12 protein-coding genes are annotated in these 12,121 nt (G+C 68.8%); 7 read left to right on the top strand and 5 right to left on the bottom strand.

Annotated elements, in window-relative coordinates; translation table 11 throughout:
- Positions 1-38: 38 nt before the first annotated feature.
- Positions 39-221, bottom strand: coding sequence for a hypothetical protein (locus ACFXP5_RS08535; protein WP_394544310.1), 183 nt, complete (start codon positions 219-221; stop codon positions 39-41).
- Positions 222-401: 180 nt separating this feature from the next.
- On the opposite strand from ACFXP5_RS08535, the gene ACFXP5_RS08530 reads away from it, so the two are divergent.
- From ACFXP5_RS08530 to ACFXP5_RS08505, 6 genes are all read left to right on the top strand, one after another.
- Complete coding sequence (locus ACFXP5_RS08530; RefSeq protein WP_394544309.1) at positions 402-1,193, top strand: SDR family oxidoreductase; 792 nt, start codon at positions 402-404, stop codon at positions 1,191-1,193.
- A gap of 1 nt (position 1,194) precedes the next feature.
- Positions 1,195-2,079 carry an SDR family NAD(P)-dependent oxidoreductase gene (locus ACFXP5_RS08525; protein ID WP_394544308.1) on the top strand — a complete coding sequence of 295 codons (885 nt, stop codon included), beginning with the start codon at positions 1,195-1,197 and terminating at the stop codon, positions 2,077-2,079.
- 82 nt (positions 2,080-2,161) lie between these two features.
- Positions 2,162-3,016: a sulfurtransferase gene (locus tag ACFXP5_RS08520; RefSeq protein ID WP_394544307.1), complete on the top strand. Its 855-nt coding sequence runs from the start codon at positions 2,162-2,164 to the stop codon at positions 3,014-3,016.
- 73 nt (positions 3,017-3,089) lie between these two features.
- Positions 3,090-3,674, top strand: coding sequence for a flavin reductase family protein (locus tag ACFXP5_RS08515; protein ID WP_394527756.1), 585 nt, complete (start codon positions 3,090-3,092; stop codon positions 3,672-3,674).
- 66 nt (positions 3,675-3,740) lie between these two features.
- Positions 3,741-4,703 carry an ATP-grasp domain-containing protein gene (locus ACFXP5_RS08510; protein WP_394544306.1) on the top strand — a complete coding sequence of 321 codons (963 nt, stop codon included), beginning with the start codon at positions 3,741-3,743 and terminating at the stop codon, positions 4,701-4,703.
- Between the two features lie 27 nt (positions 4,704-4,730).
- Positions 4,731-5,795 carry an LLM class flavin-dependent oxidoreductase gene (locus ACFXP5_RS08505; protein WP_394544305.1) on the top strand — a complete coding sequence of 355 codons (1,065 nt, stop codon included), beginning with the start codon at positions 4,731-4,733 and terminating at the stop codon, positions 5,793-5,795.
- Between the two features lie 193 nt (positions 5,796-5,988).
- Here ACFXP5_RS08505 and ACFXP5_RS08500 read toward each other — a convergent pair whose 3' ends face one another.
- The 4 genes from ACFXP5_RS08500 to ACFXP5_RS08485 all read right to left on the bottom strand — a co-directional run bounded on the left by ACFXP5_RS08500 (position 5,989) and on the right by ACFXP5_RS08485 (position 8,254).
- Positions 5,989-6,246: a hypothetical protein gene (locus ACFXP5_RS08500; RefSeq protein ID WP_394527753.1), complete on the bottom strand. Its 258-nt coding sequence runs from the start codon at positions 6,244-6,246 to the stop codon at positions 5,989-5,991.
- Positions 6,247-6,327: 81 nt separating this feature from the next.
- Positions 6,328-6,588, bottom strand: coding sequence for a hypothetical protein (locus tag ACFXP5_RS08495; RefSeq protein ID WP_394544304.1), 261 nt, complete (start codon positions 6,586-6,588; stop codon positions 6,328-6,330).
- Positions 6,585-7,568, bottom strand: a complete 984-nt coding sequence (locus ACFXP5_RS08490; protein WP_394544302.1) for a hypothetical protein — start codon at positions 7,566-7,568, stop codon at positions 6,585-6,587. The genes ACFXP5_RS08495 and ACFXP5_RS08490 overlap by 4 nt, the downstream gene beginning before the upstream one ends.
- A gap of 53 nt (positions 7,569-7,621) precedes the next feature.
- Positions 7,622-8,254 carry a hypothetical protein gene (locus ACFXP5_RS08485; protein WP_394527750.1) on the bottom strand — a complete coding sequence of 211 codons (633 nt, stop codon included), beginning with the start codon at positions 8,252-8,254 and terminating at the stop codon, positions 7,622-7,624.
- A 490-nt stretch (positions 8,255-8,744) separates the two neighbouring features.
- Here ACFXP5_RS08485 and ACFXP5_RS08480 point away from each other — a divergent pair, with 490 nt between their 5' ends.
- Positions 8,745-12,074 (top strand): 3-keto-alpha-glucoside-1,2-lyase-like domain-containing protein, encoded by a 3,330-nt coding sequence (locus ACFXP5_RS08480; protein ID WP_394544301.1) that lies wholly within the window; start codon positions 8,745-8,747, stop codon positions 12,072-12,074.
- Positions 12,075-12,121 lie beyond the last annotated feature (47 nt).

The raw sequence follows: 12,121 nt of genomic DNA, 5'->3' as shown, positions 1-12,121 counted from the left end.
GGTCGCCGCCGCGGGAGGAAAGAAGCAGCGGGCGGCGGTCAGCCACCCGGCCCGGTGGGCTGGATCGGCGCCCCGTCGCCGTTCTCGGGGAGGTCGCCGCGCTCGACCGGTGTCGCCGGGGCCTCGGGAGCGTCCGAGAAGAGGAGCTCGAGCTGCCCCTCCGACGGGACATGGGCGGCCTCCGCGGCTGCGAGGAGGTCTGCGGATGGGGCGTCGTTCATCCCGATCACCCAGATCGTCGCATCGTCCCGGCCCGCCATGTACTCGTGAACGCCGCTCCCTTCTCGTTCGATTTCTGAACCGACGCTCGGTGTCTTCGTTCCTGACCATCGCAGGGCCCCCCAGCTGCGGTGTCGCCGGCGCTATCGTGTCTCACATCCGGGGGCGTACTGCGTCGCCGGATGAGCGAAGGAGTGATCGTGGATCTGGGAATCAGGGGTCGGGCCGCGCTCGTGCTCGGCTCGACATCGGGCCTCGGGGGTGCGTCTGCGAGTGCGCTCGCGAACGAGGGCGCGCGGGTGGCCTTCGTCGGCCGCCGCAAAGAGCGCGCCGTCGAACTCGCCGGAGAGCACGAGGGCTCGCTCGCTGTGGTCTCCGATCTCACTGAGTCGGATGCTGCGCAGACGCTCGTCGATGAGGTGATGGCCGGTCTCGGCGAGATCGACATCCTGGTGCTCAACTCCGGAGGACCGCCCCCGGGAACGGCGGCGGGGCTCACCGCCGCCGAGGTCCGCTCCGCGGTCGAGACTCTGCTGGTCCGCCAGATCGAGATCGCCGAGCTCGTCCTGCCGTCGATGCGCTCGCGCGGCTGGGGGCGCATCGTCGCGATCGGTTCCACGTCGATCCAGGAACCGCTCGCCGGTCTTGCCCTCTCGAACATCGCCCGGTCGGGCCTGGCCGGGTACCTCAAGACCCTCGCGCGCGAGGTCGCTTCCGACGGTGTCACCGTGAACATGGTGCTTCCCGGCCTCATCGGCACCGATCGGATCGCGCAGCTCGACGGTCACCGGGCCGCGGCTGCGAACGTCGACGTCACAGACGTCCAGTCCCGCTCCCTCGCCGCCATTCCCGCGGGCCGGTACGGCTTCCCTGAGGAGTTCGGCTCTGTCGTGACCTTCCTCTGCAGCGCGCAGGCGTCGTACGTCACGGGCGAGCAGATCCGCTGCGACGGCGGAATGGTCGCGGGGTACTGACGTGACGAACGCACCCGACCCGTCGACAGCCGCGGACCACGCGCGCGTGGTGGTGGTCACCGGGGCCGCTCGCGGCATCGGCCGGGCGGCCGCCGTCGCTTTCGCTAGAGCCGGATATCGCGTCGCGGGCGCGGACATCGCGGCGCAGGCGAGCGCCGTTATGGACTACCCGCCGGCCACCCGGGCGGACCTCGATCACACGGGTGAGCTCGTTGCGGCGGCGGGCGCCGAGTGGCTGCCCGTCGTCTTCGACCAGCGCGACATCTCCGCGGTGCGCGACGGCTTCGCCACCGTTGTCGATCGCTTCGGCGGTATGGACGTGGTGTTCGCCAATGCCGGCATCCAAGGATTCGCTCCTCTCCTCGAGATGAGCGACGAGCTCTGGCACGACCAGATCGACGTGAACCTGTCCGGGACGGCGAACGTGGTGCGCACGGCCGCGCCGCTCCTCGTGCATCGCGGGGGCGGCCGCATCATCATCACGTCGTCGACGCAGGGGCAACACGGCACGCTCGACGGCAGCGGTTACTCCGCGTCGAAGTGGGGACTCATCGGATTGATGAAATCCGCGGCGCTCGAACTCGGACCGTTCGGCATCACCGTCAACGCGGTCATTCCCGGCCTCATCGACACGGCGCTGACCCGTCACGAAGACCGGTACGCCCAGGCCATCCGCGTAGCGGGCGGCGCCCCCACGGGTGACCCCGCGCGAGACGAGCAGACAGCTCGAGAGGGCTTGGCCAAGAAACTGCCGTTGCGGGTTCCGTGGATCGAGCCGGAAGACGTGGCGCCGGTCGTCGTCTTCCTGGCCTCTCCGCAGGCGCACATGATGAGCGGCGGCACGTACTCCGTCACCGGCGGTGACAGCGCCAACATCACGCCCTGACGGGGCGGGTGTCATCGCGGGTCGTGGTGCAACTCCCGGTAACAGACGGCCTGACCGAGCACCCGGATGCAACGCTGGTGTCATGAGTCACCTCGTGAGCGTGTCGGAACTGAACGAACTGATCTCGACCGGCGCCGGCATCCGACTGCTCGACGTGCGCTGGCGACTGGACCGCCCGGAAGGGCGACCCGACTACCTCGAGGGACACCTCCCGGGCGCGGTGTACGTCGACCTCGACGGGGAGCTCTCGGCGAAGGGGCGACCCGAACACGGGCGTCACCCGGTGCCCCCGATCGAAGCGCTCGAGCGGGCGGCGCGGCGCTGGGGTCTCCGCGACGGTGACGTCGTCGTCGCATACGACGACGTGAAGAGCGTCGCTGCCGCGCGCGCCTGGTGGCTGCTTCATCGCGCAGGCGTCGACGTGCGCGTGCTCGACGGCGGACTCGGCGCGTGGGTCGCGGCCGGGGGCGCGCTGGAGACGGGCGACGTGGCGGTCGCGAAGGGCGACGTGCACCTGACCGATTCGACCGCGGGAGTACTCGACATCGACGAGGCCGCTGACTTCCCCGAAACGGGGGTGCTGCTCGACGTCCGCGCGCCGGAGCGCTACCGCGGCGACGTGGAGCCGCTCGACCCGGTCGCCGGCCACATCCCCGGAGCGGTGAACCTCCCGACCCTCGCCCACGTCGCTCCCGACGGCCGGCTCCGCGACGCGGACGAGTTGCGCGAGACCTTCGCCGCCGTGGGCGTGCGCCCCGGGGTGCCGACAGCCGCCTACTGCGGATCGGGCATCACCGCCGCCCACACCGCACTGGCGCTCGAGGAGGCGGGCATCGAAGCCCAGGTCTTCCCCGGCTCGTGGAGCGAATGGTCCAACACGCGCGGTCGCCCCGTCGCGCGGGGCATCCTCCCCGCCGGCGACGTGGTCACGCCCTGAGGAGCAGCACGCTCATGACGAGATGTTTCCCCTGCGCGCCCGTGCCGCCCTGCCGTGCGCTTAGGGTCGCGGTATGACTTCGTCGCAGCCTTCCCCCGAAACCGGCGCCGAGGCGACGCCGGCTGAGACGCCGGGACGCTTCGGCGTCACCGTCACCGCCGACGATTTCAAGGCCGTCTTCCGGGGGCACCCCGGCGGTGTGGCCGTCATCACCGCCTACGGACCGGAGGGTCCGGTCGCGCTGACGGCCTCCTCGGTGTCGTCGGTGAGTGTCGACCCGCCGCTGCTGATCTTCTCGGTCTCCTCCCAGTCCTCCGCCACCGCCACGATCGCCGCGGCGGACACGATCGTCGTGCATCTGCTCGACGCCGAGGATCTTCCCCTCGCGCAGCTGGGGGCCACGAGCGGCATCGACCGCTTCGCCGACACCGAGTCCTGGGCACGTCTGCCGACCGGTGAGCCCGTCTACCGGGGCGTGCGCGCGTGGGTGCGGTGCGCGATCGTGAGTCGGATGGAGGCCGGCGGTTCGGTCGTCATCGCGGCCCAAGCGCTGCAGGCCAGCATCGGGCGCGAGGTCGCGGTCGGCGACACGGGCAACGCCCTCGTCTACCACAACCGCACCTGGCACCGCCTCGGGGAGCACTCGCGCGTGCAGTAGGAGCCGCGATGACCCTCGATGACGGGCGGTCGCCCCGCGGCGTCGCGTCCGACGTAGCGTTGTGACATGAGCGATGCACCCCGGGTCTACGTCATCCACGAGAATGCCGAGTGGTTCCCCCCTTTCGCGGCCGCGTTCGCAGCCGAAGGCGTGCCGGCTGAGGAGTGGCTGCTCACCGAGGGGTCGATCGACCTCTCCTCACCCCCGCCGGAAGGCGTGTTCTGGTCGCGCTTGAGTGCGTCGGCGCACACGCGCGACCACGCAGCATCCAAGGACTACGGTCGTGCCGTCGTCCGCTGGCTGGAATCGTGGGGACGCACCGTCGTCGGCGGAAGTCGAGTGCTCGAACTGGAAGTCAGCAAAGTCGCGCAGCACACGGCTCTGCGCGCGGCCGGCATCGAGGTGCCGCGCACGGTGGCGGTCTTCGGCGAGGGCGACCTGGTGCGGCGTGCGGCGGAGTTCCCCGCCCCGTTCATCAGCAAGCACAACCAGGGCGGGAAGGGCCTCGGGGTCCGGCGCTGGGACGACCACGCCGAGTTCGAGGCGTGGGTGGCAAGTGACGAGTTCGAGCCGTCGCCCGACGGCATCACCCTGCTGCAGGAGTTCCTCCCCGCGCGGGCGCCGTTCGTGACCCGCGTGGAGTTCGCCGGTGGCGAGTTCGTCTACGCGGTGCGGGTCGACACCAGCGCCGGCAGTTTCGAGCTGTGTCCGGCGGATGCTTGCGCCGTCCCCGGTGCGGACGGGCTCGAGCCCGAACCGCTCTTCCGCCTCCGAACCGACGTCGATTCCCAGCATCCGCTCGTCGAGCAGTATCGCGCGTTCCTCGCGGGCGCGGGCGTCGAGATCGCCGGCATCGAGTTCATCGAAACGCTCGACGGCCGCCTCGTCACCTACGACGTCAACACGAACACGAACTACAATCCCGACGTCGAAGCAACGGCTCCCGCCTCGGGCCCCCGGCGGATCGCGCGGCACCTCGGGGCTCTCCTCGCCCGCGACACGCGCACCCCGGTCTTCGCGTCGGCCTGACCGCTCATCCCCGACGCGAGGACACCCATGACAGCTGGAACACCGATCCGCTTCGGATACTGGACCCCCATCTTCGGAGGGTGGCTGCGCAACGTCGACGACGAGCAGACCCCGCTGACCTTCGCGCACCTCGCCGAGATCGCCGCGGCCGCGGAACGCACCGGGTTCGAGATCACCCTCGTTCCCGAGTTGAACCTGAACGACATCAAGGGCACCCGCGGTCCGGCCTTCGACGCGTGGACCGTGTCCGCGGCGCTCGCCGCGGTCACCGAGCGGCTCGAGATCATGGCAGCGCTCCGGCCCGGCTTCCATAACCCGGCGCTCGCCGCCAAGCAGGCCGCCACCATCGACCACATCAGCGGCGGGCGCTTCACCGTCAACGTGGTGTCGGCCTGGTGGGCCGAGGAGGCTCGACAGTACGGCGGGCTGTTCACCGCGCATGACGACCGCTACGCGCGCACGACGGAATTCGTCGAGGTCCTGCGAGGCCTCTGGTCGCAGACCCCCTTCTCGTTCTCCGGGGACTACTACGAGCTCGAGAACACGATCCTCGAACCGAAGCCGATCGTGTCGCCCACGATCTACGCGGGCGGGGAAAGCGAGACCGGACGCGCAACGATCGCCCGCTTCGCCGACGCGTATCTGACGCACGGGGGCACCGTGGCGGAGCTGGCCGACAAGGTGCGCGACATGCAGACCCGACGTGCGGGGGAGCAGCGCCCCGCCTTCGCGTCCTTCGGCATGGCCGCGTATGCCGTCGTGCGTGACACCGAGGCTGAGGCGCGTGCGGAAGTGGAGCGCATCACCGACGTCCGCGAGGGCGCCGCGTACGAGTCGTACCAGGACTTCGTCAGCAAGTCGCAGCTGGACACCCCGGTCGACCTGAAGGATTACTCGGTATCGAACCGGGGGCTGCGGCCCGATCTCATCGGCACGCCCGATCAGGTCGCCGAGAAGCTGCTGCGGTTCTCAGATGTCGGCGTCTCCATCTTCCTGCTGCAGTTCTCCCCGAACCTGCCCGAGCTGATCCGGTTCGGCGAAGAGGTCATCCCGCGCGTCCGCCGTCTCGAGAAGCTCCGCGACGAGGGGTGAGCGCCGGCCTGTGTGCACACGGCCGTGTTCACTCGGGAGGAGATGTGCACTCGGGAGGGCCCCTGGCCTAGAGCGGCCCTCCCGAACGCACATCTCCTCCCGAACGCACGGGGCCGAGCTCCCGCGCACCGACACGCGCCGAGCCTCATCCAGCATCCGCTCCGTGACGACCCGGGGCGAGGCGAAACCGTCGTCAGGGCTGGGATCCCTCGCTGATCCACTTCTGCAGCAAAGCGACCCGGTCGGGGGGCCACGGGCCGTCGCACGGCATCCCGCCGGCCGCGAGCGAGGCGGCGATCGCATCCTCATGGGTTTTGACGTCGTCGTAATTCCACAGATCGAACGCCTTGAGCATGCTGTCTCGATCGAAGGGCCGGAACAGCGGTTTGATGTCGGTCGCGAAGCTGACGGGGGATGCTGCGGCAGCAGCTCCTTCGGGTGCGTCGGTCATGGTTCCTCCTCCGTGATGGGACTCAGGAGGAAGTCAAGACCTCGGCCGCCGCGGGAGCACCGACCGGGCGTTCGGATCTGTCTAGACAGTTGTCGGAGGACGCGGCTGGTCGCCCCGCCCGCGCCGCGACCAGATCATCGCCGCGACCCCCGCCAACAGCAGCGCGACGGGGAGCACTATCGACAGCGGCTCCCCACCGGTCACCGGTAGCGCCGGGGGCTGGTCGACGGCGCAGTCGACCGTGCACGAGGTATCGATCGGGCTGATCTCGACGAACACACCGATGGAATCGTCACCGGCCGGAGGTGCCGTGGAGAGGGAGACGATGGCTGAGGAGCTCATGAGGTGTGCACCAGTTCTGTCGCGTCGCGGCGACCTGCTTCGCGGGCCTCATCGAGGAGTCGTTGCATGCGTTGCCGGGTGCGTCGGCGACCGGTGAGGATCGCGAGCAGGATCAGCAGGATTCCGAGGGCGGCGAGCAGGTGCAGCCAGGGGACCGCCCAGAGCACGAGCGTGTCGGTGAACGGGGCAGCGGAGGCCGCGTCGTCGGCCACCGAGCCTTCGACCGTGAAGCCGAGGAACAGCAGGCCCAGCGGCCAGGCGTCCACCGGTTCGACGGTGATCGCGCGGGTCTCTCCGGGGAGGAGATTGCCGTGCTCCGAGGCAGCGTCTCCGACGCGGTCACGGACGCCGAGCGTCGCATTGCCGGTGTTGGAGGCCGTGTAGGTCACGGCCACGCGTCCCGGCGAGAAGAGGCTCCACGACGGGGTGTACTCGGCGCGCACATCGGTCACCGCGAGGGCCGGAGCGAGATCGCCGGTGACGCGGGTCGAGACGCGGAAGCCGACGCGGCTGTCGACCCCGATCTGCGTGCCGTCGGCATCGGTGGCCGACCGCAGCACTGACGCCGCGACGCCCGCGGCATGGTCACCGGGGGTCGCGTTCGTCGGAACCGTGATCGTGTACGGCACGACCGCGGTCTTGCCGGCCGCGATCGTGACCGACGGCTCCACGGTGATCCAGGTTCCCGCATCGATCGATTGCTCGCCGGCTGCCAACATGTCGAACCGCCCCGAGCTCGTGTAGTACCCGTCGGCGGCCGTCAGCGAGAACGTCGTGTCCGTCTCGCTGAGGTTGCGCACGGCGAGGTGCTCCGTGACGGTGGCGCCCGGGTCGAGAGCGATCTCGACACGGCCGCGACCATCCGGACCGTTCGCGTCGGCGGGAGCCACCGACCAGGTCACGGGCGAGTCCTGTGTCGTCGACGACCACGCCGCGCCGCTGGGCACCGCGACGAGGAGGAAGGTGATCACGGAGGTCACCCACGCCGTCGCCCGGCCGCGGTGCCGATTCGAAGAGCTCACCATGGAGGGGATTACTCTCCGGTGCCGTCGTCTTCGAACAGCGACAGGGTGATCGTGGCAGCATACGAGCCCGGCGCCACGTCGAGCGGCGTCTGCAGGGTGAGGGCGGCGTTGGCCGACCACGCGCCCGGGCCGTTGGGGTCCTCCGGGGTGTAGGTGTTGTAAAGCAACTCTTCGCTGCCGGTCTCGAAGCCACCATCGCCAGGTTCGACCGACGGGCCGGGGGCCACGTCTTCCGAGGCGGTGATGACGGCGGGGACCCACCCGAAGGCATCCGCAGACAAGATGCTGGGCTGATCGGCGTCTCCCTCGAAGTCCGAGATCGCTCCGACGACGTACCACTCGACGGCCGGGTCGGTGATCGTGCCGACGGGACGGGTGTCGGTGACCGTGACGGTGGGAAGGGTGCCGGTGAAGATCCGGTCGGTCGCGGTGGCATCGCCCTCGGTCAGCGCCGTAGCGTTGCCGGCCACTGTCAGAGCGAGCGCGCCGATGGCCTCGCTCGGTTCGATCTGCACGCTCACGTCGATGGACTGCTCGTCCGCCGCGAACGCGGTGCCCGTCCCAGCCGCTGCGAGAAGGCCGACGCCCACGGCGGCGACGCCGATGCGCGCTCCGAGGCTCTGACGAAGGGATTTCTGCATGGATGGTTCTCCGTTCTCAGGCCACCGCCGGGCGGGCGCGGGGCGCTCGTCGGCTGGGCGGCGACGTCTTTCGTGAACGGACCGCGAGGGCGATCCGGTGAACGACGTGGGCCCCGATGATCGGAGAAGCGGGCGCCATAGACTGAGAAGTCTCGTGGCCACGCTGTCACGAGTATCGGTTTCTTCGGGTTCGATGTGACCATACTGGCTTTACCCGACGAGGGTCAAGCAAAAGTTGTCCGACGTCTGACACATGTGGATGCTGCGCACTCTCGCCGTGATTCCGGGCTGCGCGTCCGTCCCCCACCCGAGCCGGTGGGGTCCTTCCCACCGCTGGCCGTGCGGCCCGATCGGCGCGCGACCGATGCCTGCGCATGTTTTGTAGACACGCTGGTAAAAGCTCCCTAGGATGACGACGTTTGCTGTCGACGACGATGTCGCCCCGCGGGGCACGGTGTCGTCGAGGCGACACCGACCCAGAGGAGCAACGATGCCCGAACCTGCTGTCTTGTCCGGCCCGCGCCGGCGCAGCACCGGCCGAGCCGCCCGATCACTGATCGCCGGCGTCATCGGCGGGACCTTGGTAGCCGCAGGAGCGATCCTGCCCGCCTCCGCCGCGAACACCGCGGCCGACCTGCCGCAACAGGAGCCGGGGGTGACGCTGCAGACGTACGCGACGCCGCCGCTGACGACGCTCTGCACCCTGAAATCCGGGCAGACGCCGAACGTCGACAAGGTGATGCCGAACGTCAATTTCACCACCGACGAACAGTTCGGCGGGAACGACAATTTCATCTCGCACGTCACGGCGAACCTCACCTTGACGACTCCCGGCGCCTACACCTTCCGTCTCACGAGCGACGATGGATCGCGGCTGACCCTCGACGAGAAGGTGCTGGTCGACAACGACGGCCTCCACGGCTCGGCGGCGAAAGAGGGAACCACGACGCTCGATGTCGGCGTGCACTCCCTGTTCGTGGAGATGTTCGAGGCCACCAACGGTCAAGAACTGAAGCTCGAATGGAAGGTGCCCGGGTCGTCGTCGTTCGTGGTCGTGCCGACCAGTGTGCTGAGCACGGAGGCGGGTGTGGTGCGTGTCACCGCCCCCGGCACCAAGTACTGCGAGGGCAGCGAAGACTCTGCCGGAGACGGCCTGCGTCTGGACGGCGTGAACCCCAACTACACGCTCGTCAACCTCCGCCCGGCGGGCTTCAACCCGAAGGTCGCCGGTCTGGACTTCACCGACGCCGGTGATCTGGCCGTCCTCACCACCGGTTCGGTGAACTCCGGAGGGTGGGACGGCTCGGTACCCGGCGAGGTGTACTTCCTCAAGGGCGCCCAGGCTGCCGACGGTCCCGAGGACGTGACCGCCGTCAAGGTCGCTGGTGGCTTGTTGAACCCGATGGGCATCGACGTCATCGGCGACAAGATCTACGTGTCCGAGCGCTACCAGCTCACCGAGCTCAGCGACCCGGACGGGGACGGCACGTTCGACAGCAAGCGCAAGGTCGCCGACTACCCCTCGGGTAACAACTTCCACGAGTTCGCGTTCGGGCTGATCCACGACGACGAGAACTTCTACGTGAACCTCTCCGTCGCCATCAACAACGGCGGAGCGACGACGAGCCCGCAGCCGGCACCCAACCGCGGCACGTCGGTCAAGATCAACCGTGCGACCGGTGAGCTGACCTACATCGCCGGGGGGCTCCGCACCCCCAACGGCATCGCCTTCGGCCCCGACAATGAGCTGTTCGCCATGGACAACCAGGGCTCCTGGCTGCCGTCGAACAAGCTCGTCCACATCGAGCAGGACCGGTTCTTCAACCACTACACGAACCCCGCCGGTCCCTTCGACACCCAGCCGGTGACCCAGCCGGCGGTGTGGATCCCGCAGAACGAGATCGGCAACTCCCCGAGTACGCCGATCCTGCTGAAGGACGGCCCGTTCGCCGGTCAGATGATGTTCGGTGACGTCACCTACGGTGGCCTCCAGCGCGCCTTCCTCGAGAAGATCGAGGGCGAGTACCAGGGCGCCGTCTTCCGTCACTCGGCAGGCTTCGAGGTCGGCGTCAACCGCGTCATCGAGGGCCCGGACAAGTCGCTGTACATCGGCGGCACAGGCGAAGGCGGAAACTGGGGCGAAGCCGGCAAGCTGCCCTACGGCCTGCAGAAGCTCGTCCCCACCAACACCAGCACCTTCGACATGACGTCGATGAAGCTCGTCGAGGGCGGCTTCCAGATCGACTACACCGAGCCGGTCTCGGCTGCGACGGTGGAGAAGATCGCCACGGCCTACCGGGTGAACCAGTGGCGCTACCTGCCCACCTCCACCTATGGCGGTCCGAAGATCGACGAAGAGGTGCTCCAAGTATCCGGTGCAACCGTCTCCGAGGATCGCAAGACGGTGACCGTGAAGATCGACGGGCTCAAGGGGGGTCACGTCGTGCACATCCGCTCGCCGCGTCCGTTCGCGTCCGAGTCCGGCAAGGAGCTGTGGAGCACCGAGGCCTGGTACACCCTGAACACCCTTCCCGGATACGTCGCCCCCGCTGACCGCGGGTGGTACGAAGCCGAGGAGGCGTCGCTCACCGGGGGCGCGAAGGTCGATCTGGAGCACAGCGGATACTCGGGCGCCGGTTTCGCCGGCGGCATGTGGGACGTCGGATCGGCTTTCACCTTCACGGTGAACGCGGATGCTGCCGGCACCTACCCCGTCAACGTGCGCTACTCCAACGGGCCGAACCCGGCACCGGGCTCGAAGGACGTCTCGCTGTACGTGAACGGCACGAAGGTCGGCCCGTGGGAGTTCCCCTCCACCACCGACTGGAAGACGTGGGCCACCGTGACGCGCAACCTCGATCTCGCAGCGGGCGCCAACACCATCGCGCTGAAGTACGAGACGGGCAACAAGGGCAACGTGAACGTCGATGTGCTCTCCGTCGGTGCCGCCACCGACATCTGCGCCCCGGCGCAGATGGAGGACGGCTACCGCGCACTGTTCGACGGAACGCTCACGAGTCTCGACGCGTGGCGGATGGCGGGACCCGGTGGGTTCGGTCGCCAAGACGACTGCAGCATCCGTGGTGAAGGCGGTCTCGGTCTGCTGTGGAACCGCACGGCGGAACTCACCGAGTACAGCCTGAAGCTGGATTGGAAGCTCATCGCCGACCACAACGGCGGTGTGTTCGTCGGATTCCCGAACCCCGGGACCGACCCGTGGATCGCGGTCAACCAGGGGTACGAGATCCAGGTCGACGCAACCGACCTGCCCGATCGCACCACCGGATCGGTGTACACCTTCCAGGCGGCCGACAATGCGGCGGTCGCCGCGGCGTTGAAGCCGGTCGGTTCGTGGAACGGCTATGAGATCGTCGTGAAGGGGCAGAACATCAAGATCTACCTCAACGGCGCCCTCGTGAACGACTTCACGAGCACCGATCCGGCACGTGATCTCAAGGGATTCATCGGCGTGCAGAACCATGGCGGGGGCGAGGCGGTGTCGTACCGCAACATTCGCGTCAAGGACCTCACGGCGCCGGCGCCTCTCGCCGTCGGTGTCACCAGCGAGGTGCGCTGCATGGTCGGCAAGGCGACCGTCACGGTCCGGGCGACGAACAACGACACCGTTCCGGTGGACGTGGTTCTGACCTCCCCCTTCGGTGAGAAGGCGATCGCGGGTGTCCAGCCCGGCAAATCGGTGTTCCAGACCTTCACGACCCGCGCGGCCGAGGTCGCGGCGGGCACAGGCGAGGTCAGGGCGACCGGCGACGGACGCACCGGGTCTGCCGCGGCACCGTACGCGGCGAAAGCCTGCAAGTAACATCCACACCCCTCCGGCGGCGGACGTCTGTCCGTCGCCGGAGAGTT

The organism is Microbacterium hanjuni, assembly GCF_043556395.1.
Classification (GTDB): Bacteria; Actinomycetota; Actinomycetes; order Actinomycetales; family Microbacteriaceae; genus Microbacterium.
The sequence above is the reverse complement of the archived record's forward strand: the minus strand, read 5'-3'. Positions and strand labels throughout refer to the sequence as shown.

What these genes read in the sequence shown, in the direction of transcription:
- ACFXP5_RS08480 (WP_394544301.1), top strand. Translation starts at nt 8,745, where the DNA reads ATGCCCGAACCTGCTGTCTTGTCCGGCCCGCGCCGGCGCAGCACCGGC.
- ACFXP5_RS08495 (WP_394544304.1), bottom strand. Translation starts at nt 6,588, where the DNA reads ATGAGCTCCTCAGCCATCGTCTCCCTCTCCACGGCACCTCCGGCCGGT.
- ACFXP5_RS08505 (WP_394544305.1), top strand. Translation starts at nt 4,731, where the DNA reads ATGACAGCTGGAACACCGATCCGCTTCGGATACTGGACCCCCATCTTC.
- ACFXP5_RS08485 (WP_394527750.1), bottom strand. Translation starts at nt 8,254, where the DNA reads ATGCAGAAATCCCTTCGTCAGAGCCTCGGAGCGCGCATCGGCGTCGCC.
- ACFXP5_RS08520 (WP_394544307.1), top strand. Translation starts at nt 2,162, where the DNA reads ATGAGTCACCTCGTGAGCGTGTCGGAACTGAACGAACTGATCTCGACC.
- ACFXP5_RS08510 (WP_394544306.1), top strand. Translation starts at nt 3,741, where the DNA reads ATGAGCGATGCACCCCGGGTCTACGTCATCCACGAGAATGCCGAGTGG.
- ACFXP5_RS08515 (WP_394527756.1), top strand. Translation starts at nt 3,090, where the DNA reads ATGACTTCGTCGCAGCCTTCCCCCGAAACCGGCGCCGAGGCGACGCCG.
- ACFXP5_RS08500 (WP_394527753.1), bottom strand. Translation starts at nt 6,246, where the DNA reads ATGACCGACGCACCCGAAGGAGCTGCTGCCGCAGCATCCCCCGTCAGC.
- ACFXP5_RS08530 (WP_394544309.1), top strand. Translation starts at nt 402, where the DNA reads ATGAGCGAAGGAGTGATCGTGGATCTGGGAATCAGGGGTCGGGCCGCG.
- ACFXP5_RS08535 (WP_394544310.1), bottom strand. Translation starts at nt 221, where the DNA reads ATGAACGACGCCCCATCCGCAGACCTCCTCGCAGCCGCGGAGGCCGCC.